18 protein-coding genes, 2 tRNA genes, 2 rRNA genes and 1 other RNA gene (1 of these 23 running past the window's edge) are annotated in these 18,317 nt (G+C 64.8%); 11 read left to right on the forward strand and 12 right to left on the reverse strand.

From position 1 onward, the window contains the following. From I0K15_RS04195 to thyX, 6 genes are all read right to left on the reverse strand, one after another. A 23S ribosomal RNA gene (locus I0K15_RS04195) occupies nucleotides 1–1,025 on the reverse strand (it extends 1,805 nt beyond the left edge of the window). A gap of 428 nt (nucleotides 1,026–1,453) precedes the next feature. Then, nucleotides 1,454–1,529, reverse strand: a tRNA-Ala gene (locus I0K15_RS04200). A 208-nt stretch (nucleotides 1,530–1,737) separates the two neighbouring features. After that, nucleotides 1,738–1,814, reverse strand: a tRNA-Ile gene (locus I0K15_RS04205). A 260-nt stretch (nucleotides 1,815–2,074) separates the two neighbouring features. Then, a 16S ribosomal RNA gene (locus I0K15_RS04210) occupies nucleotides 2,075–3,537 on the reverse strand. Together the 16S and 23S rRNA genes with 2 tRNA genes alongside form the textbook arrangement of a ribosomal RNA operon. A gap of 572 nt (nucleotides 3,538–4,109) precedes the next feature. Continuing rightward, on the reverse strand, nucleotides 4,110–5,048 hold the full coding sequence (locus I0K15_RS04215; RefSeq protein ID WP_196104168.1) for a glycosyltransferase family 2 protein: 939 nt from the start codon (nucleotides 5,046–5,048) through the stop codon (nucleotides 4,110–4,112). Beyond that, on the reverse strand, nucleotides 5,041–5,949 hold the full coding sequence (gene thyX, locus I0K15_RS04220; RefSeq protein WP_196104169.1) for an FAD-dependent thymidylate synthase: 909 nt from the start codon (nucleotides 5,947–5,949) through the stop codon (nucleotides 5,041–5,043). The genes I0K15_RS04215 and thyX overlap by 8 nt, the downstream gene beginning before the upstream one ends. A gap of 73 nt (nucleotides 5,950–6,022) precedes the next feature. Here thyX and I0K15_RS04225 point away from each other — a divergent pair, with 73 nt between their 5' ends. The 4 genes from I0K15_RS04225 to I0K15_RS04240 all read left to right on the forward strand — a co-directional run bounded on the left by I0K15_RS04225 (nucleotide 6,023) and on the right by I0K15_RS04240 (nucleotide 8,752). Continuing rightward, nucleotides 6,023–6,904 (forward strand): DUF817 domain-containing protein, encoded by an 882-nt coding sequence (locus I0K15_RS04225; RefSeq protein WP_230374287.1) that lies wholly within the window; start codon nucleotides 6,023–6,025, stop codon nucleotides 6,902–6,904. Next, on the forward strand, nucleotides 6,864–7,301 hold the full coding sequence (locus I0K15_RS04230; RefSeq protein WP_196104170.1) for a VOC family protein: 438 nt from the start codon (nucleotides 6,864–6,866) through the stop codon (nucleotides 7,299–7,301). The genes I0K15_RS04225 and I0K15_RS04230 overlap by 41 nt, the downstream gene beginning before the upstream one ends. Nucleotides 7,302–7,370: 69 nt before the next feature. Next, the gene (locus I0K15_RS04235; RefSeq protein ID WP_196104171.1) at nucleotides 7,371–8,051 is read left to right on the forward strand and encodes a DUF1194 domain-containing protein; all 681 of its coding nucleotides are present in this window, start codon (nucleotides 7,371–7,373) and stop codon (nucleotides 8,049–8,051) included. Further along, entirely contained in the window at nucleotides 8,048–8,752 is a 705-nt protein-coding gene (locus tag I0K15_RS04240; RefSeq protein WP_196104172.1) for a DUF1194 domain-containing protein, read from the forward strand. The genes I0K15_RS04235 and I0K15_RS04240 overlap by 4 nt, the downstream gene beginning before the upstream one ends. Here the strand turns inward: I0K15_RS04240 and I0K15_RS04245 are convergent. Next, nucleotides 8,742–9,635: an extracellular solute-binding protein gene (locus I0K15_RS04245; RefSeq protein ID WP_196104173.1), complete on the reverse strand. Its 894-nt coding sequence runs from the start codon at nucleotides 9,633–9,635 to the stop codon at nucleotides 8,742–8,744. The two genes, I0K15_RS04240 and I0K15_RS04245, sit on opposite strands and share 11 nt — an antisense overlap. Nucleotides 9,636–9,851: 216 nt before the next feature. On the opposite strand from I0K15_RS04245, the gene ssrA reads away from it, so the two are divergent. After that, nucleotides 9,852–10,200: a transfer-messenger RNA gene (ssrA, locus tag I0K15_RS04250) on the forward strand. A gap of 9 nt (nucleotides 10,201–10,209) precedes the next feature. Here the strand turns inward: ssrA and I0K15_RS04255 are convergent. Both I0K15_RS04255 and I0K15_RS04260 read right to left on the reverse strand, forming a co-directional pair. Further along, entirely contained in the window at nucleotides 10,210–11,217 is a 1,008-nt protein-coding gene (locus I0K15_RS04255; protein WP_196104174.1) for a permease, read from the reverse strand. Continuing rightward, nucleotides 11,210–11,524: an ArsR/SmtB family transcription factor gene (locus tag I0K15_RS04260; RefSeq protein ID WP_196104175.1), complete on the reverse strand. Its 315-nt coding sequence runs from the start codon at nucleotides 11,522–11,524 to the stop codon at nucleotides 11,210–11,212. The genes I0K15_RS04255 and I0K15_RS04260 overlap by 8 nt, the downstream gene beginning before the upstream one ends. Nucleotides 11,525–11,651: 127 nt before the next feature. On the opposite strand from I0K15_RS04260, the gene I0K15_RS04265 reads away from it, so the two are divergent. From I0K15_RS04265 to I0K15_RS04290, 6 genes are all read left to right on the forward strand, one after another. Continuing rightward, entirely contained in the window at nucleotides 11,652–12,140 is a 489-nt protein-coding gene (locus I0K15_RS04265; protein WP_196104176.1) for an SspB family protein, read from the forward strand. Between the two features lie 130 nt (nucleotides 12,141–12,270). Next, nucleotides 12,271–12,531 (forward strand): hypothetical protein, encoded by a 261-nt coding sequence (locus I0K15_RS04270; protein ID WP_196104177.1) that lies wholly within the window; start codon nucleotides 12,271–12,273, stop codon nucleotides 12,529–12,531. 33 nt (nucleotides 12,532–12,564) lie between these two features. Then, nucleotides 12,565–13,956 (forward strand): class II fumarate hydratase, encoded by a 1,392-nt coding sequence (gene fumC / locus I0K15_RS04275; RefSeq protein ID WP_196104178.1) that lies wholly within the window; start codon nucleotides 12,565–12,567, stop codon nucleotides 13,954–13,956. Further along, a complete protein-coding gene (locus tag I0K15_RS04280; RefSeq protein WP_196104179.1) occupies nucleotides 13,956–14,471 on the forward strand; it encodes a chorismate mutase family protein in 516 nt (171 codons plus the stop codon). Before fumC ends, I0K15_RS04280 begins: the two co-directional genes overlap by 1 nt. Nucleotides 14,472–14,473: 2 nt before the next feature. Continuing rightward, nucleotides 14,474–14,650 carry a DUF4169 family protein gene (locus I0K15_RS04285; RefSeq protein WP_196104180.1) on the forward strand — a complete coding sequence of 59 codons (177 nt, stop codon included), beginning with the start codon at nucleotides 14,474–14,476 and terminating at the stop codon, nucleotides 14,648–14,650. Further along, nucleotides 14,647–14,895 (forward strand): ribbon-helix-helix domain-containing protein, encoded by a 249-nt coding sequence (locus I0K15_RS04290; RefSeq protein ID WP_196104181.1) that lies wholly within the window; start codon nucleotides 14,647–14,649, stop codon nucleotides 14,893–14,895. The genes I0K15_RS04285 and I0K15_RS04290 overlap by 4 nt, the downstream gene beginning before the upstream one ends. Nucleotides 14,896–14,902: 7 nt before the next feature. Here I0K15_RS04290 and I0K15_RS04295 read toward each other — a convergent pair whose 3' ends face one another. The 3 genes from I0K15_RS04295 to I0K15_RS04305 are packed head-to-tail and all read right to left on the reverse strand — an operon-like array spanning nucleotide 14,903 to nucleotide 18,205. Then, nucleotides 14,903–16,189, reverse strand: a complete 1,287-nt coding sequence (locus I0K15_RS04295) for a cytochrome P450 (protein ID WP_338420756.1) — start codon at nucleotides 16,187–16,189, stop codon at nucleotides 14,903–14,905. After that, nucleotides 16,180–17,409 (reverse strand): oxamate carbamoyltransferase subunit AllH family protein, encoded by a 1,230-nt coding sequence (locus tag I0K15_RS04300; RefSeq protein WP_230374288.1) that lies wholly within the window; start codon nucleotides 17,407–17,409, stop codon nucleotides 16,180–16,182. The genes I0K15_RS04295 and I0K15_RS04300 overlap by 10 nt, the downstream gene beginning before the upstream one ends. 40 nt (nucleotides 17,410–17,449) lie before the next feature. Next, a complete protein-coding gene (locus tag I0K15_RS04305) occupies nucleotides 17,450–18,205 on the reverse strand; it encodes a cytochrome c biogenesis CcdA family protein (RefSeq protein WP_196104182.1) in 756 nt (251 codons plus the stop codon). Nucleotides 18,206–18,317: the final 112 nt, after the last annotated feature.

The following is an 18,317-nucleotide window of genomic DNA, read 5'->3' on the forward strand; positions in this document are numbered from 1 at the left end:
GGCCTTAGCTGTTGGTCAGGGCTGTTTCCCTTTCCACGACGGGCCTTAGCACCCGCCGTGTGTCTGCCGCATAGTACTCCCCGGTATTCGGAGTTTGGTTAGGATCAGTAAGCCTGTGGGGCCCCATTACCCATCCAGTGCTCTACCCCCGGGGGTATTCGTGCGACGCTCTACCTAAATAGATTTCGCGGAGAACCAGCTATCTCCGAGTTTGATTGGCCTTTCACCCCTAGGCACAGCTCATCCCGATCTTTTTCAACAGATGTGGGTTCGGTCCTCCAGTGCGTGTTACCGCACCTTCAACCTGGCCATGCCTAGATCACTCGGTTTCGGGTCTGATCCCACGAACTCACGCGCCCTATTCAGACTCGCTTTCGCTGCGCCTACACCTATCGGTTTAAGCTTGCTCGTAAGACCAAGTCGTTGACCCATTATACAAAAGGTACGCCGTCAGGCATGAAGCCCTCCGACTGTTTGTAGGCGTCCGGTTTCAGGTACTGTTTCACTCCCCTCGTCGGGGTGCTTTTCACCTTTCCCTCACGGTACTGGTTCGCTATCGGTCAGCAAGGAGTACTTAGCCTTCGAGGGTGGTCCCCCGATCTTCGGACAGGATTTCACGTGTCCCGCCCTACTTAATACGTGTCATCGAGCTTCGTGTACGGGGCTGTCACCCATCTCGCCCAGCTTCCCAACTGGTTCCACTCACTCTCAGACCTCGGCTGGTCCGCGTTCGCTCGCCGCTACTAACGGAGTCTCAATTGATGTCCTTTCCTCCGGGTACTTAGATGTTTCAGTTCCCCGGGTTCGCTCTTAAAACCCTATATATTCAGGAATTAAGTACCTGTTTCACCGGCCTAATGAGTAACCGAAGCCACTCAATAAGTCAGTGTCAGGTGGGTTGCCCCATTCGGAGATCTTGGGATCAAAGCCTATTCCCGGCTCCCCCAAGCTTATCGCAGGGTATCACGTCCTTCATCGCCTCTTGCTGCCAAGGCATCCACCAAACGCCCTTCTCGCGCTTGATCCAATCCAGAAGAAGAAAGACTGTCATGCAGTCTTTCTTCTTCTGGATCCCGACAGGGGCTTTCCAAAGGAAAGCTCCCGAGAGGGCCAGAAGAGGGCCGACTGCATAACACTTCTCCCAGATCAGAAGTCACATAACGCCCCGGCCCTGAACTCGATGGACCGAGACGCCTTCCCAAGGACATCCCGAACGATCCGAAGATCAGGCAGGATGCCCAGGTCAGTGTTCTTGACTTGGAAAGACTGTTGCCGTCGCAAGGCTTGCGCCCCGCCGGTACATCCCCACTCGGATGCACCCGACAACGTCTCGTGTATTGCTCTCTGAACGATGTAAAAGGTCGTCTTCCTGGACCCGAAGGTCCGACCAGACGTCCAAACGCATCCGCGATGCGCTTGAAGATCGGGTCTCATGAGACACGCAGAGGAATGTTGGTGGAGCCTAGGAGGATCGAACTCCTGACCTCCTGAATGCAAATCAGGCGCTCTCCCAGCTGAGCTAAGGCCCCACAAGGTTCGCCTCCGGCGAACCTTGTGGGGCCGTCACCCGTCAGGCTCTTTCCGCAGGAAAGATGCCGAGAGGGAAAGGCCCCGATGCTCGCGCTCGGGCAGGAACTAGGATTACCGGCAGCACACCGCTCAACCGTGTCGCTCCCGGGACATTCCTTCGGAATGCCCTGCTGCGACCCCGGACCTTTTGCTTTGCAAAAGGCCGGTTGGTGGGTCGAGGAGGACTTGAACCTCCGACCTCACGCTTATCAGGCGTGCGCTCTAACCACCTGAGCTACCGACCCACGGTCAATCGAGCTCTGCTCGATCGTACCGAGTGCGGTTGCTGACCTTGTCCAGGACAAGGTAGCGAAGAGGCACCCGGATGCCGTTCTGGGCACCACTGTCCCACCATCCGAAGCCGGCGGCTTCGTGTCTCGCTGAAGGGATATGAGGACGGCCCGGCCGTCTTGTATGAGCTCTCGCCTCCGAAGAGGACCGGCTCTGCTAAGTGATCCACGTCAGGGAATTGCCAGGCAATCTCCCGATCTAGGATCATCCTTAGAAAGGAGGTGATCCAGCCGCAGGTTCCCCTACGGCTACCTTGTTACGACTTCACCCCAGTCGCTGAGCTTACCGTGGTTGGCTGCCTCCTTACGGTTGGCGCACCACCTTCGGGTAAACCCAACTCCCATGGTGTGACGGGCGGTGTGTACAAGGCCCGGGAACGTATTCACCGCGTCATGCTGTTACGCGATTACTAGCGATTCCAACTTCATGCCCTCGAGTTGCAGAGGACAATCCGAACTGAGACAGCTTTTGGGGATTAACCCATTGTCACTGCCATTGTAGCACGTGTGTAGCCCATCCCGTAAGGGCCATGAGGACTTGACGTCATCCCCACCTTCCTCCGGCTTATCACCGGCGGTTCCGCTAGAGTGCCCAACTAAATGCTGGCAACTAACGGCGAGGGTTGCGCTCGTTGCGGGACTTAACCCAACATCTCACGACACGAGCTGACGACAGCCATGCAGCACCTGTCACTGATCCAGCCGAACTGAAAGACCCGTCTCCGGGACCGCGATCAGGATGTCAAGGGATGGTAAGGTTCTGCGCGTTGCTTCGAATTAAACCACATGCTCCACCGCTTGTGCGGGCCCCCGTCAATTCCTTTGAGTTTTAATCTTGCGACCGTACTCCCCAGGCGGAATGCTTAATGCGTTAACTGCGTCACCGAACAGCATGCTGCCCGACGACTGGCATTCATCGTTTACGGTGTGGACTACCAGGGTATCTAATCCTGTTTGCTCCCCACACTTTCGCACCTCAGCGTCAGTATCGAGCCAGTGAGCCGCCTTCGCCACTGGTGTTCCTCCGAATATCTACGAATTTCACCTCTACACTCGGAATTCCACTCACCTCTCTCGACCTCAAGACCCCCAGTATCAAAGGCAGTTCCGGGGTTGAGCCCCGGGATTTCACCCCTGACTTAAAGGTCCGCCTACGCGCGCTTTACGCCCAGTAATTCCGAACAACGCTAACCCCCTCCGTATTACCGCGGCTGCTGGCACGGAGTTAGCCGGGGTTTCTTTACCTGCTACCGTCATTATCTTCACAGGCGAAAGAGCTTTACGACCCTAGGGCCTTCTTCACTCACGCGGCATGGCTGGATCAGGCTTCCGCCCATTGTCCAAGATTCCCCACTGCTGCCTCCCGTAGGAGTCTGGGCCGTGTCTCAGTCCCAGTGTTGCTGATCATCCTCTCAAACCAGCTACTGATCGTCGACTTGGTAGGCCGTTACCCCACCAACTATCTAATCAGACGCGGGCCGATCTCTCTCCGATAAATCTTTCCCCCAAAGGGCGTATACGGTATTAAACCCAGTTTCCCGGGACTATTCCGTAGAGAGAGGCACGTTCCCACGCGTTACTAACCCGTCCGCCGCTAGATCCGAAGATCTCGCTCGACTTGCATGTGTTAGGCCTGCCGCCAGCGTTCGTTCTGAGCCAGGATCAAACTCTCAAGTTGAAATGCCCGAAGGCATTCTTGACGTTGAACCAATGCACATCAGACACACCCGACCTCGCAGCCAGGCGCATCGTCACTTCCATCGTTCCTTCACGCGAGCCTAAACCCGCCTTCCGGCACAATGGTGAAGCTGACACCGATATCATCGAGACCCCAAAAAAGCCCCTAACCGGCCGATATACAGTCAGTCCAACCGTCGATAACGACAACCAAACCGCCCGCATATCCCTTCAGATATTCATCAATGTCAAAGAGCGTCGCCGGCATAAGTTACTGTTTCCAGTGTCTTTCTTGGCGCCCCGCGGTGTGGAGTGTTGTGCTCCCCGCCGCCGGTGAAGGGGTATCTACGGAGATTCCCCCGACCCTGCAACCGCATTCTGACACAAAAATGCATTTTTTTCGCCGGCTCATTTTTGTGTCGCGGACGCCGGGGCGGGACGACATTTCCGCCAACGAAGCCCCCCGTTTCGCGGTCATTTTCCTGCCGGAGGGCTGCGCGCGCCCACGAAAAACCCCGGCGCGCGGGCTGCGGCCGGGGTGGAAGAGGGTGAATCATGCGACCGGGCGCTGCCCTACCGCCCGCGATAGGCCTCGATGGACAGGCCGAGCAGCCCACGGACCGCCCCCCAGCTTTGATAGAGCTTGCGCCCCGCACTATAGAGACGGCGTTTCCCACCGACCCGGTCGATCGGCAGCAGCACCAGACCCGCGATCCCGCCGAAGGGCACGGCAAGGAGCCGCCGCAGCGCCTTGAAGCCGGTGAGGAACGCCGCCGTCGGTCGGCCGTGGCGCTTGCCCAGGATATAGTGCCGGTTCTCCGCCGTGCGTTGCGCGCGCTGGAGCTGGCTCTTCAGCGTCAGACGGCTCGCCGGCCAGAACTCCGTCGCCACCTGCTCGTCACACCAGATGAACCGCGCACCCGCCTGGTTCGCGCGCCAGAAGAGCTCGGTGTCGCTGGAGCCCGCGAACCGCAGCGCATAATCGAAGCGCAGCGCGAGCCCGTCCTCGGCGAAGAGATAGCGGCGGCAGGCGGTGTTGTTGCTCGCGGCGAGCTTGATCCGCGTGCCCGTCGGCTTCCGGTTGCCGGAGAAGGGCGGATACCACTCGGGCGGCTCGGCCTCGTAACGGCGCAGCGCTGGGCCGGTGATAACGTCGGCGCGGTCCTCGGCGATCTCACCGCACAGGGCGGTCATCCAGCCCTCCTCCGCCACCTGGTCGTCGTCGAAGAACACGATCCAGTCGGCATTCGCCTCGAGCGCCGTGCGCACCGCGGTGTTGCGGGCGGGCGAGATGCCGGGATCGGGCTCCTGCACATAGGTGACCCGCGGCCCCATCTCGGCGCAGAGCGCATCGGATTTCGGCGGGTCATCGTTCTCGCAGACGACGATGCTGACGTCGAAGCCCTCGGGTACCAGCTGATCGAGGAGCGAGCGCAGGCAGGGTTCGAGCAGGTCGAGCCGGTTCCGGGTGCAGACGGTGATGACGATCCGGGTCGCAGCCATTTCAGCCATCAATGATCGCCTTGAACTCCCGCCACTCGCCGGCCGACATGCCGGAGCTGTCCTGATTGACCTCTTCGCCACGCAGCATCCGGCGCAGGCAGTCGAGGCCGCGCGCGGAAAGCTGCACACCTCCCATCCGATAGTCCTCGAAGGCGGCATAGGCAAGCGGCACCCAGTCGGCGACGACCTCGCACAGCGCCTCCGCATAGACCCGGATCTCGTACTGCGCATGGGCATCCGCGCGCAGCCGCAGGAAGTGGAAGAGGTTGTGCAGGTCCACCTTCCAGTACCACTGGGTGTAGACATTGGCCGGCAGGTTCATCCGGGCGAGCTCGCGGGCGAGGCCCTGCTGGCCGTCCTGGCTCAGCATCTCCTCGTAATGGTCGTAAGCGCGGGTGGAGTCCTCGCGCAGCAGGCGCAGCACCCGCTCGGCCTCCTCGCCCTCCAGCACCGCACCGCGGCCCTGGTTGTTCTGCTTCGACTGCGCGGCGAGCTGGTCGGGCGCAGGGATGTAGAACTCCCGATCGAGGATGGAGTAGCGGGCCGAGTACTCGTTCACATTCGCCGTGCGGTGCCGGATCCACTGGCGCGCGACGAAGACGGGAAGCTTCACGTGCAGCTTGATCTCGCACATCTCGAAGGGCGTGGAGTGCCAGTGCCGCATCAGGTAACGGATCAGCCCCGCATCGTTCTGCACCGCCTTCGTGCCGCGGCCGTAGCTCACCCGCGCGGCCTGAACGATGGCGCTGTCGTCGCCCATATAGTCGATGACCCGGACGAAGCCGTGGTCGAGCACCTCGTGCGCCTTGTAGAGATGCGCCTCCATCCCCGGCACCGTGGCGCGCAGCGTCTGACGGCTCTCCCCCCGCTGGGCGTCGATCTCGGCCTGCTGGTCGGGGGTGATGGGCATTCGGGGTCTCCGGTCTTGCTTCGCGCGATTCCTCCGAACAATATCTTGACGACTGATCGTGGGGAACAACCAGATGCAGGAAAAATCCCACCGGCTCGGCGTCGAGCGGCGACTCGGCGACTGGATGCGGGCGCGCCTGCCGCACGGGATCGCGGAATTCATCATGTTCGGGCTCAAGCAGGGCTGGGCGTGCCTGTTCGGCGGGCTGATGCTGCTCCTGCTGATCGGCACCAGCCTGATCTGGGAGGACAGCTGGTGGCTCGCCCGCTACGATTTCCTCGTCCTCGCCGCGGTCGGCATCCAGATCCTGTTCCTTGCCACTGGACTGGAGTCGCGGCGGGAGGCGTGGGTGATCCTGCTCTTCCATGTCAGCGGCACGGCGATGGAGATCTTCAAGCTCCACATGGGCTCCTGGGACTATCCCGAGCCGGGGCTCCTGAAGGTCGGCGGCGTGCCGCTCTTCTCCGGCTTCATGTATGCCGCCGTCGGCAGCTACATGGCGCGGGTCATCCGCCTTTTCGACATGCGCTTCGTGCCCTATCCGACGGAGTGGATGACTTGGGCGCTCGGGGCCGCGATCTACCTCAACTTCTTCTGGCACCATTTCGGCCCGGACCTGCGCTACGTCCTGATGACGCTGACCGTCGTGATCTACGGCCGCACGATGGTGCGCTTCACCGTCACCCGCCGCTTCGCCATGCCGCTGATCCTCGCCGCCGGGCTTTCCACCATCTTCCTCTGGATCGCGGAGAGTGTGGGCACCTCCACCGGCACCTGGGTCTATGCCGGTCACGAGGGGTTCCGCCTCGCCCCGCTCGCGAAGGCTGGATCGTGGTACCTCCTCCTCTATGTGAGCTTCGTGCAGGTCGCGCTGATCTATCGCGACCGGCTTTCAGAGACGAAGGAGGAGGCCCATGGGCATCGAATATCTGCACGCGATGGTGCGCGTCCGTGACATCGAGGAATCGAAGAAGTTCTACTGCGACCTCCTCGGCCTGAAGGAGCGGCGGCGCATCGACAACGAGAAGGGCCGCTTCACGCTCGTCTTCCTCTGCCCGCCCGATCAGGACGACGGCCGCGCGGATGTCGAGCTGACCTACAACTGGGACGGCGACGACGCCCTGCCCGATGACAGCCGCCATTTCGGGCACCTCGCGTACAAGGTCGACGACATCTACGAGACCTGCCAGAAGCTGATGGATGCGGGCGTGACCATCAACCGCCCGCCCCGCGACGGGCACATGGCCTTCGTCCGCTCCCCCGACAACATCTCCGTCGAGCTTCTGCAGAAGGGGGATGCCAAGGCGCCGCAGGAGCCCTGGGCCTCGATGGAGAATACCGGTCACTGGTAAGGCATCACGTCGCGGGGAGGGCCGCCCTCCCCGCTTCCCCGGCGGAAAGTTGCGCGCTAGGCTGCGCTCATGATCGGTCGCGTGCTTCTCATCGTGATGCTGCTCACCGGCCCTGCAGCGTCACAGACCTGTCGGCTCGCGCTGCAATTGGCCCTCGATATCTCGTCCTCCGTCGATCCGCGCGAATATGGCCTCCAGATGGAGGGCACGGCCCGCGCGCTCGAGGATCCGGAGATCCGCGCCGCCTTCCTGGTGGAGCCCACGGTCTACCTCACGGTGTGGGAGTGGTCTGGCCAGCGTCAGCAGATGATGATCGTGGACTGGGTGCCCATCCAGACCGCCTTCGACCTCGACCGGGTGGCCCAGCGCATGCGCGGCCACCGGCGGACGACCAATCGCGAACCCACGGCGCTCGGCTCCGCCCTCGCCTTCGGGATCCGGCACTTCGCGAACGGACCCGCCGATTGCGAGGCGCGGGCGATCGATGTCTCCGGCGATGGGGAGAGTAATGATGGCTTTCCGCCCTCCTCCGCCTACCGCGCCTATGACTGGACCAATGTCGCTGTGAACGCGCTGGTGATCGGCGGCGACCGGCACCCGTCGCTGACCGCCTATTTCCAGACCGAGGTCATTCGCGGGCCGCAGGCCTTCGTGGAGGTGGCGGCGGGCTATGGTGATTATGAACGAGCGATCCGGCGCAAGCTGCTGCGCGAATTGCAGCCCACCTTCCTGATCGGACAAAACCGGTGATCCGGGCGCTCCTCCTCACTCTCGCGCTCGCCGCCCCGGCGGAGGCGCGCTGCCGGCTGGCGCTGGCGCTCGGCATGGACATCTCGTCCTCGGTCAATTCGTGGGAATACGAGCTGCAGCTCTACGGCCTCGCCGCCGCCTTCCGTGACGAGGCGGTGATCGAGGCGATCCTGTCGGTGCCCGGCCAGCACGTGCTGGTCCTGCCCTACGAGTGGTCCGGCCAGATGCAGCAGGACGCGATCGGCGGCTGGACGCGGCTGTCCTCGGCAGAGGAGATCGCGGCCCTCGCCGACCGCCTGTCGGCCCACACGCGGCGCTACCAGAACTTCTCCACCGGCATCGGCACGGCGCTGGAATACGCGATCCGGCAGTTCGACCGGCTGCCCGAACGCTGCGACCGCCATGTGATCGACTTGTCCGGTGACGGGGTGGACAATGACGGGCGCACGGCGCCGGAGCTGCATCCCCGCCTGATCGCCGCCGGCATCACGGTCAACGCGCTGGTGATCGCGGGGGGCGACCCGGACCCGGTCAGCTACTACGCCGACCAGGTGATCGTAGGCCCCGACGCCTTCCACCTGATCGCCCGCAACGGGTTCGAGGATTATCCCGAACTCATCAAGGGCAAGCTGATCCGCGAGCTGAACCCGCCGCTCCTCATCGGAGAAGCGGCGGAGGAGGAACCGGCCCCTACTCGTTGAAGGCCATCTCGTTGATCATGTCCTCCACCGACAGGTGGAGATCGGTGATGAGCTGCACCTCGATCGGATCGCTCTCGAACGCGCCCCACATGTCGACGAAGCTGCCCGAGCCCACATCGGTGCGCATCGGGTACTCGAAGTTGCGCCGGGCATAGATCGCCTGCGCTTCCGCCGAAAGCTGGAACTCCATGAAGGACTGCGCGGCCCGCCTGTCCCGCACGCTCGACAGCATCGCCATGCCGGACATGTTCACGTGGCTGCCGCCATCCTCGAACCGCGGGAAGATGATGTCGATCCGGTGTGCCCATTCGCGCTGCCGGAAATTCGTCTGCGCGAGACCGTAGTAATAGGAGTTCGCCACGGCGACGGAGCAGATCCCCTCGGCCACCGCCCGCATCTGCGCGCGGTCATTGCCCTCCGGCAGCCGGGCGAGGTTCTGCTTGAGACCGGCCAGCCAGGCCCGCGTCTCCTCCCGCCCGTGATGGGCGGCATAGGCGGAGAAGAGGGCGATGTTGTAGGGATGCGAGCCCGACCGGATGCAGATCCGCCCCTGCATGTAAGGAGAGGCGAGATCCTCATAGGTGAGGCTGCGCAACCGCAGCGGCGCGTCCTTGGAGACGTAGAGCGCCCGCACCCGCCGGGTCACACCGTACCAGTGCCCCTCCGACTGTCGGAATTGCGCCGGCACGTGCAGGTCGAGCATAGAAGACGACACCGGCTCGGTCAGGCCGTTCTGGAAGGCTTCGTCGAGCCGGGTCACAGATGCGGTGATGAAGACATCCGCCTCCCCGGCATCGGTTTCTTCGAGCAGCGCGCCGATGACATCGCCGCTGAGCGGACGCACGGCAACGGTGAGGCCCGTTTGCGCGTAGAAGGCGTCCACGATGGGAGAGAGGAAGTTGATCCCTCTATCCGTGTAGACAACTACATCCTGTGATTGTGCTGAATTAGGTGAATTTACGGTGATGAGGACCCCTAGAAGGGCACCGATGATTTGAGGCATTTTCACTTTGACACTCCCCTTTTTGCTGTTTTTTTTGATTTGAGCGCGTCATCGACTCGTCATAAAAGTCTAGTTAAAATTTTATCTAATCGGTAACGCCTTGCATTCGCAGGGCCGACGCCCTACTTCTCGGGTGTCTCGCTTGCGGGACTATGGTGATAAACGCGCGTGTAATAAGCGGATCGGACCCGGGGGCGGTACCCGGCGGCTCCACCAACCTCCCCACCGGGGGACCATGGGGCCGAAACAGTATCGACGGACGTCTAACGACGTTGCTTTCACTCGGTGAGGTACCACCGTTATCGGTCCGAACAGTATAGTTGCAAATGACAACCATGCTCCGGTGGCCGTTGCCGCGTAAGCGGTAGCCAAACCGAAATCTAAGTCTCGGCGCCTAGCAGCGTCGTGCGGGGTTCGCAGGCACCTGGCAACAGAAGCCTGCACTTCCCTCCCGTCAGACGATCATCCCGAAGACCAGCCCGGCCAGCGTCGCGCCCGTGAAGCCGAGCCCGAGATAGACCGCGAAGACCTGCGGCCGCACGAGGCTCCAGACCGCCGCCATGGCGGGGATCGAGCTCACCGCCCCCCCGATCATGAAGGCCATCGCGGCCGAGGCCGACATCCCCTCCGCCATCAGCCCGTCGACCAGCGCGGGTGCTGCGTAGGAGTTGAGATAGGCGGGCATGCCGAGCACGGCGCTCAACGCCACGGTGAAGACCCCGTCCCCGCCGACCAGCCCCGCAATGGCCCCTGCGGGCACGTAGCGGACCATCAGCGCCTCCAGCAGATAGGCAAGCGTCAGCCATTTCAGCAGGAACAGCCCGTTGACCCGCAGCTCCTGCCCGAAGACGGCGCGCCGGTCCGCATGCTCCCAGAACCGCCACACGGGCTGACCCATCTTCGGGGCACCGCAGCCGCAGCCGCCGCTCTGCCGCGGGCGCAGCGGATCGGTGAAGAGGCCCGACAGCGCCTTCATCGCGAACCCGCCGAAAAGGCCCAGCGCCACTGCCGACACCGCCTTCCCGATGGCGAAGTCCCAGCCGAGCGCGCCTGCGGTGATCGCCAGCGACGGCGGGTCGATGAGGGGGGAGGCGAGCCAGAACGCCATCACAGGCCCCAGAGGCACGCCCACCGCCAGCAGCCCCGCGATGAACGGGATCACCTCGCAGGAGCAGAACGGCGCCAGCCCGCCCATCAGGGCCGCGAGCACGATCGCCCGGCTCTCCCGCCCCTCGAACGCGGCGCCGATGGCCCGCTCGGCCCCCGTCGCCTTCAACCCGGCGATCATCAGGACGGCAGCGAGGATGTAGGGCAGCGTTCCGCCCAGCGCCCGGGCGGCGAAGTCGAGCACCCCGCCCAGCGCGGCCGGATCGAAGAGCGCTACGGCTAGCGGGATGGCAACGACCACCCACCAGGCGGTCGGCCGCGGCAGCGCGCGGCGGGAAACGGGGATCTCAACCATTCTGCTCTTCCTTCTCGGACGGCTGCTCGATGCAGCACTCCTCCATGGCGAAGCGGCCCAGCGCTTCCAGCCGGTCGAAATCGGCGCGGTTGATCACCGTGCGCCCCTGCCGCTCCTGCACGACGAGGCCCGCGGCCGCGAGAAAGCGCAGGTGATGCGCCAGGGTCGAGGGCGCCATGCCGGTGCGCACCTGGATGTCTCCGACGCTGAGGCCCGGGGCGCCGGCACGCACCAGAGCCTGAACCACCTCCAGCCGCGCCTCGGACCCGAGCGCGGCAAATCCCTGGGCTGCTTCTTCGCTGCGCATGAACCACTCCACTAAAAAACTAGAATCATAGTTATATCGTTTTGCGAACGAAAACAACCTGCGAGATCACGGACCTGTTCACATCCACAGAATCGGCTATGGTCGGGGCACTGGAAAGAGAGACCCCATGTCGGACCGAATTAACTACGGGCAGATGATGCACCGCGCGCTCCGCGGCCTGCTGCGTGACGTGTTGGAACGGGTCGCGGCGGACGGTCTGCCGGGCGAGCACCACTTCTTCATCACCTTCGACACCGCCCACCCGGGCGTCGACCTCGCCGATTGGTTGCGCGAGCGCTATCCGGACGAGATGACCATCGTGATGCAGGAATGGTTCGACAATCTCGCCGTCATGGACGACCGCTTCGCCGTCACGCTGAACTTCGGCAACTCGCCGGAGCCGATGGTGATCCCCTTCGATTCGGTGAAGACCTTCGTCGATCCCTCCGTCGAGTTCGGCCTGCGCTTCGAGCCGCAGGAGGAAAGCGAGGAGGACACCGAAGGCACCCCCATCGAGGCTGAGCTGGACGAGCCCGAGCTCGACGACCCCCTCGACGATGACGGGGACGAGGGCGGCGCCGAGGTCGTGAGCCTCGACAGCTTCCGCAAGCACTGATCTGCCCCTCTACCACGGCGACAGCTTCTTCACCCTCGATCTTGCGGAACGCGCGGGCCTGCTTCTCCTGTCGCTCACCCTCGCGGCCGGATGGATCGTGGGCACCCGGCACCTCGCCCGCGGACGACCGATGCTTTTGCGCCTCACCGTCGCAATCCTGTCATTCGCGCTTTTCGTATGGTTCTCACCGCAAATCTATTATGCCTATTATCGACTAATTATTCCGGGACTGCCGCCACAATGGGTGATCGGTTGGTATCCGGAGGCGGGGGCCGTCGTGACATTGCTGAGCTTTACCGGGTCCACGACCCTGTCGGCCCACGCGAAGGGCGTCCTGGGCTGGTGCCTTGTGGCAACGGTCCTGATTGCCCGCCGCCGCCCGCGCCGCTAAGAGAGGCGCGGAATACGTCAGGGAGGGGAGCCCATGCAGAAGACGCGCACGGAAACCGACAGCTTCGGACCGCTCGAGGTTCCGGCCGACAAGTACTGGGGCGCGCAGACCCAGCGCTCGATCCAGAACTTCCCCATCGGATGGGAAAAGCAGCCCGTGGCCCTCGTCCGCGCGCTCGGCGCCATCAAGCAGGCGGCTGCCCAGGCGAACATGGAGCTCGGCAGCCTGGAGCCGAAGCTCGGCAACGCCATCGTGGAGGCAGCCTCCGAGGTGGTCTCCGGCAAGCTCGACGATCACTTCCCGCTGGTCGTCTGGCAGACCGGCTCCGGCACCCAGTCGAACATGAACGCCAACGAGGTCATTGCGAACCGCGCGATCGAGATCTTGGGCGGTGAGATCGGCTCCAAGGACCCGGTGCACCCCAACGATCACTGCAACATGTCGCAGAGCTCGAACGACACGTTCCCCACCGCGATGCACATCGCCGCGGCCCGTACCGCCGTCGACGTGCTGCTGCCGGGGCTGGAGACGCTGCACCGCGCGCTCGCCGACAAGGCCGAGGCGTTCAGCGACATCATCAAGATAGGCCGCACCCACACCCAGGACGCGACACCCCTGACGCTGGGCCAGGAATTCGGCGGCTACGCCTATCAGGTCGAGCAGGGCATCCGCCGGGTGAAGCACGCGCTCGACAATATCTATCCGCTCGCACAGGGCGGCACCGCGGTCGGCACCGGCCTCAACACCAAGGTGGGCTTTGCCGAGAAGGTCGCCTCCAACATCGCGAACATCACCGGCCTGCCCTTCACCACCGCCCCCAACAAGTTCGAGGCACTGGCGGCACATGACGCGATCGTGGAGATGTCGGGTGCGCTGAAGACCGTCGCAGCCTCCCTCTTCAAGATCGCAAACGACATCCGCCTGCTGGGCTCCGGCCCCCGCTGCGGCCTCGGCGAGCTGATGCTGCCGGAAAACGAACCGGGCTCCTCGATCATGCCGGGCAAGGTGAACCCCACCCAATGCGAGGCGCTGACCCAGGTCTGCGCCCACGTCATGGGCAACGACGCGGCCATCGGCTTCGCCGGCAGCCAGGGCCATTTCGAGCTCAACGTCTACAAGCCGATGATGATCTACAACTGCCTGCAGTCGATGCAGCTTCTGGGCGATGCGGCCGTCGCCTTCACCGACAACTGCGTCGTTGGGATCGAGGCGGATGAGGAGCGGATCTCCAAGCTGATGTGGGAAAGCCTGATGCTCGTGACCGCGCTCGCGCCCGAGATCGGCTACGACAACGCGACCAAGGTCGCCAAGACCGCGCACAAGAACCGCACCACGCTCAAGGAAGAAGCCATCAACCTCGGCTTCGTCGATGCGGAGACATTCGACCGTGTCGTCCAGCCGAGGGACATGCTCGGGCCGAAGTAATGCGCCCCGCAACGATCGCCTTCGTCCTTCTGGCCGCCGGCCCGCTCCGGGCCGAGGGCGGTCCCCTGCCCCTGATCGACGAGCGGCTGGAGCTGATGCGCGACGAGGCCGCGTGGCGCTATGCCCGCAACGCGCCGGTGGAGGATCTGGCGCGCGAGGCGATCTCGCTCCAGCGCGCCATGGTCGACGCGCAGGCCATCGGTCTCGACCCCGGTGCAGCGCGCGCCTTCTTCACCGCCAAGAACGCGGCGGAGAAGGAGATCCAGTCCTGCTTCATGCACCGCTGGTCCATGGGCGAGGAGGACCCGCCCGAGATGGTGCCCGACATGTCGGGCGAGCTGCGCCCGCGCCTCTTCGAGCTGGAATTCGAGATCCTCGACGCGATCCTCGCCTATGACGGCCCGCCGATCACCGCCGAGATCTTCTTCGAGGCGGTCGCCGTGGATTGCCTGTCACCCGACACGGCCGAGGCCCTGCGCAGCGGACTCACCGACTTCTTCGAGTTGGAGGAGTGAGCATGGCCGACGCCCCGATCAACCTGCGCCGCTGGAAGAAGCAGAGGGGCCGCGAAGAGGCGCGCAAGGAGGCCGACGCCAACGCCGCTCGCCATGGCGAGAGCAAGGCGGAGAAGGTAGCCCGTCTGACAGAGGCAAAGCGGGCCGAGCGCGACCTCGACGGCAAGAAGCGGGAATGAGCCGGCCCGAAAAGCACTCCGTCACCCTGCGCGGCCACCGGACTTCGATCAGCCTGGAGCCGGAGTTCTGGGCCGCCTTCCGCGCGATTGCGGCCCGGCGCGGCGTGGCGATCAACGCACTCGTCTCGCAGATCGACGAGAGCCGGGATCCCGAAACGGGCCTTGCCTCGGCCATCCGCGTTTTCGTCCTGGCCGACGCCCAAGATCTTTCGGCCGAAAGATCTTCCCAAGACTCTTCATCCTGAAGAGTCTTCAGCTCCGCTCAGAAAACCGCAGCCAGATCCCGTCCGCCGCGCGCACCGTCAGATGCGCCACGGGCCGCGGCATCCGCCCCTCGACCGGCGCCACCCGCCAGTGCCGTAACAGCGCCGCCAGCATCAGGACGCCTTCGGTATTGGCGAACCCCGCACCCGGGCAGATGCGCGGCCCGGCGGAGAACGGAAACCACGCCTCCGACGGAACGTCGCGCGACCAGCGGTCGGGATCGAAGACATGGGGCGCGTCCCAGACCCGCTCGTGCCGCCCGCTGTGCCACGGCGAGAGGATCACTGCCGCGCCTGCCGCGACCTCCCGATCGCGGAGCTGCGCGGGCCGCGCCGCCCGCCGCGGCAGCATCGGAACGGGCGGATAGAGGCGCAGCACCTCGCGCCAAACATCCCGCAGGAACGGCATCTGCCGCAGCCCGGCGAAGCCCTCCGGCGCCGCAAGCGCCTCAACCGCCGCCCGCTCCTGCACCTCGTCAGCCAGCGCGAGGCACAGCAGCGCCCAGGACAGGGCCGAGGCCGAGGTCTCGTGCCCCGCCAGCAGGAACATCACCGCCTGATCCAGCAGGCGCTCCCCCTCGAACCCGGCCTTCACCAGCCGCGCGGTCAGGTCGTCCTCCTCCCCGGTTCGCGCCGCGATCAACCCGGCCACAAGCGCCCGCAACCGCCGCGCCGCCGCCGCCCCGCGCCGCCGCCGCGGCACCCAGCGCGGCAGGCGCAGCAGATCGGCGGGCGAGGCCAGCGGCTGCGCCCGCTGGTAGGCGCGGAAGGCGTCGTAGACCTCCGCCGCCTGCGCATCCTCGATGGGGCGGGAGAACAGAACCCGCAGGATCACGTCCGCCGTGGCGCGGGCCGTGACCGCCTCCACCTCGACTTCACCCGGCGACAGGCCTGCACACATCGTCCGCGCCGCCGCCTCGATCTGCGGGGCCATCTCCCGCACCCGCCCGCCGGAAAAGGCCGGATCGATCCGCGCCCGCGCCTCCCCCCACTCCGCCCCGTTGGTCACGAAAACCGAACGGCCCAACAGCGGCCCCAGTGTCGCGGAGAGCACGTCGCTCTTCGGAAAGCCCTCCGCATCCTCCAGCACCTGCCGGGCGAGCGCGGGATCCGGCACGGTGAAGCTGCGATAAACCGGCGTCTTCAACTCCGCCACCCGCGCGCGGTAGAGCCGTTCGGGCTGCGAGCTGAACATGTCCTTGCGGAAGGCCCGCCAGCGGGCCAGCACGCTCGCCCCCTCCGGCCGGCTGACCGGGCGCGGCGGCGTCACGGGCACGGATCGGCGTCCCGAAACCCGCTCTCGGGCGCCACGATCCGGCTCGCCGTCGAACCCCGGTCGCCGAAGCGCGAGCGCAGGCTCACCGGCCCCGCCGTGATCCGGAAATAGTCGTAGGGTCCCGGCCGCCCGAAGGCGCAGAGATACTGCACGTGTTTGCGGAAATAGCGCCGTTTGTAGGCCCCGATCTGCTCCTCCGAAAGCGTCCGCAGGAACGTGCCGGAGATCACGGTGGGGTTCACCTGCCCCTCCGCCCACTGCCCCGACACCGCCACCGGATCGGCGAGCGCGAAGCACGCCCCGTCCGACGGCGCGGTAACGTCAAGCCAGTAGACGCTCTCAGCCTCCGCCACCGTCCGGAGGTCCCGCCGAAGATCGCCCGCCGTGGGCAGGAAGCTGACCATCGGGATCACCTCCCCCAGTGTGAGCAGGCTCACCGGCCCGACGCCGCGCCGCGCCAGCCCCGCGGCCACATGCACCGCCAGTGCCGCGCCCGAGGAGTGGCCGACGATCAGCACCTCGTCCACATGCGGCACCCGCTCCGCGACCTCCTCCACCCACTCCTCCACCCGCGCGGCAAGCGGCGGCGGCATCCGTCCCCGCTCCTGCGCCGCAAAGGCATAGTCGCTCATCAGGTAGAAGGCGTAGAGGTTGCGCTGATCGATCCGCCGCAGACCGCGCATCAGGCCCAGGAACACGATCAGCCCGACGAGAAAATCGATCCCCTGCGGCGACAGCCGGTGAGCCGCGACCGCGGACCAGAAGGCGATGTTGAAATAAAGGATCAGCATGAAGATCGGGTAGAGCGCGATCACCATCGGCACCCAACGCAGCCGGATCAGCCGCCACAGCGCGCCCGTCGAGACATAGATCCACGCCGTGCGCGCCATCTGCCAGTAGGACTGGAAGGCGCTGTCGCTCATCGCGTCGCGCACCAGGTCGTTCCAGCCGAGGAAGATGACCTCCGCCTCGCTCGTCCGCTCGTCCTCGGTGAACGCCACGCTCCACCCGTAGCGCCCGTCGCCGCGGGGCGTACCATCGACCGCGAGGGTGTAGCCCGAGATCGCCGCCTGCTCCGCCCCCTGGCTGCGGTAGAGCTCCCGGTAACGCCGCGCGCCCACCGGGTCGAAACCGGGGATGAAGAACACGGCGCGGCTGCGCACCTCGGGACCGGACTGCTCCATGTCCCGGTGATAGCGCGCGCAAGCGGCGCCCGTCATGTCCCTAATGTGCCTCGATTTACTCGCGCGTCAGGCGAGTTCAGCCGATCGCGCCCAGCGCCGGGAACTGCTCCAGCAGCCAGAACGACAGGTCGGTGAAGGCGCCGGTGAGCATCATGACGCCCACGACGACCAGCAGCACGCCCATCGCCCGCTCGATCATGCCCATATGCTTTCGCATCCGCTTCATCGCGCCCATGAACCGGTTGAGGAAGACGGCGGCCAGCAGGAACGGCACCCCCAGCCCGATCGCGTAGAGCGCCATCAGCGCGATGCCGCGCCCCACGCTCGCCTCCTGCGCCGCGAGGCTCAGGATCGCACCGAGGATCGGCCCGATGCACGGCGTCCAGCCGAAGGCGAAGGCGAGGCCCAGCACATAGGCGCCCAAGGCGCTGCCGCCCCGGTCGCCCGCATCCACCCGTGCCTCACGATAGAGGAACCCAATCCGGAAGATGCCGAGGAAATGCAGGCCGAAGATCGTGACCACCGCCCCGGCGGCCATCGCGAACTCTCGCTGGTACTCCAACAGCGCCCGCCCGATCTGCGAGGCCGCGGCACCCATGATCAGGAACACCGTCGAAAGCCCCATCACGAAGAAGAGTGCCGCGACGATCATCGCCCGGTTTGCCTTGCGATCGCCCTCGGCCAGTTCGTCCACCGAAGATCCCGCCATGTAGGCGAGGTAAGGCGGCACGATCGGCAGCACGCAGGGGCTCAGGAAACTCATGAGCCCGCCCAGCATCGCTATGCCGAGCGCCACGCCCAGCGACGCGTCCATGATCTCCAGTCCGAGCATTCCGCCTCCTTCGTCCCTTCACGGCATATCGCGGCTTTGCCCTTCACGTCACGCGGCATGCGGTCACAAACGCGTGGCCCGTTGCAATCCTTCGACACGCGCTATGTAGCGG

It is taken from the genome of Pontivivens ytuae, from assembly GCF_015679265.1.
Taxonomy (GTDB): domain Bacteria; phylum Pseudomonadota; class Alphaproteobacteria; order Rhodobacterales; family Rhodobacteraceae; genus Pontivivens; species Pontivivens ytuae.

What these genes read in the sequence shown, in the direction of transcription:
- I0K15_RS04215 (WP_196104168.1), bottom strand. Translation starts at nt 5,048, where the DNA reads ATGGCTGAAATGGCTGCGACCCGGATCGTCATCACCGTCTGCACCCGG.
- thyX (WP_196104169.1), bottom strand. Translation starts at nt 5,949, where the DNA reads ATGCCCATCACCCCCGACCAGCAGGCCGAGATCGACGCCCAGCGGGGG.
- I0K15_RS04225 (WP_230374287.1), top strand. Translation starts at nt 6,023, where the DNA reads ATGCAGGAAAAATCCCACCGGCTCGGCGTCGAGCGGCGACTCGGCGAC.
- I0K15_RS04230 (WP_196104170.1), top strand. Translation starts at nt 6,864, where the DNA reads ATGGGCATCGAATATCTGCACGCGATGGTGCGCGTCCGTGACATCGAG.
- I0K15_RS04235 (WP_196104171.1), top strand. Translation starts at nt 7,371, where the DNA reads ATGATCGGTCGCGTGCTTCTCATCGTGATGCTGCTCACCGGCCCTGCA.
- I0K15_RS04255 (WP_196104174.1), bottom strand. Translation starts at nt 11,217, where the DNA reads ATGGTTGAGATCCCCGTTTCCCGCCGCGCGCTGCCGCGGCCGACCGCC.
- I0K15_RS04260 (WP_196104175.1), bottom strand. Translation starts at nt 11,524, where the DNA reads ATGCGCAGCGAAGAAGCAGCCCAGGGATTTGCCGCGCTCGGGTCCGAG.
- I0K15_RS04265 (WP_196104176.1), top strand. Translation starts at nt 11,652, where the DNA reads ATGTCGGACCGAATTAACTACGGGCAGATGATGCACCGCGCGCTCCGC.
- I0K15_RS04270 (WP_196104177.1), top strand. Translation starts at nt 12,271, where the DNA reads ATGCTTTTGCGCCTCACCGTCGCAATCCTGTCATTCGCGCTTTTCGTA.
- fumC (WP_196104178.1), top strand. Translation starts at nt 12,565, where the DNA reads ATGCAGAAGACGCGCACGGAAACCGACAGCTTCGGACCGCTCGAGGTT.
- I0K15_RS04280 (WP_196104179.1), top strand. Translation starts at nt 13,956, where the DNA reads ATGCGCCCCGCAACGATCGCCTTCGTCCTTCTGGCCGCCGGCCCGCTC.
- I0K15_RS04285 (WP_196104180.1), top strand. Translation starts at nt 14,474, where the DNA reads ATGGCCGACGCCCCGATCAACCTGCGCCGCTGGAAGAAGCAGAGGGGC.
- I0K15_RS04290 (WP_196104181.1), top strand. Translation starts at nt 14,647, where the DNA reads ATGAGCCGGCCCGAAAAGCACTCCGTCACCCTGCGCGGCCACCGGACT.
- I0K15_RS04300 (WP_230374288.1), bottom strand. Translation starts at nt 17,409, where the DNA reads ATGACGGGCGCCGCTTGCGCGCGCTATCACCGGGACATGGAGCAGTCC.
- I0K15_RS04305 (WP_196104182.1), bottom strand. Translation starts at nt 18,205, where the DNA reads ATGCTCGGACTGGAGATCATGGACGCGTCGCTGGGCGTGGCGCTCGGC.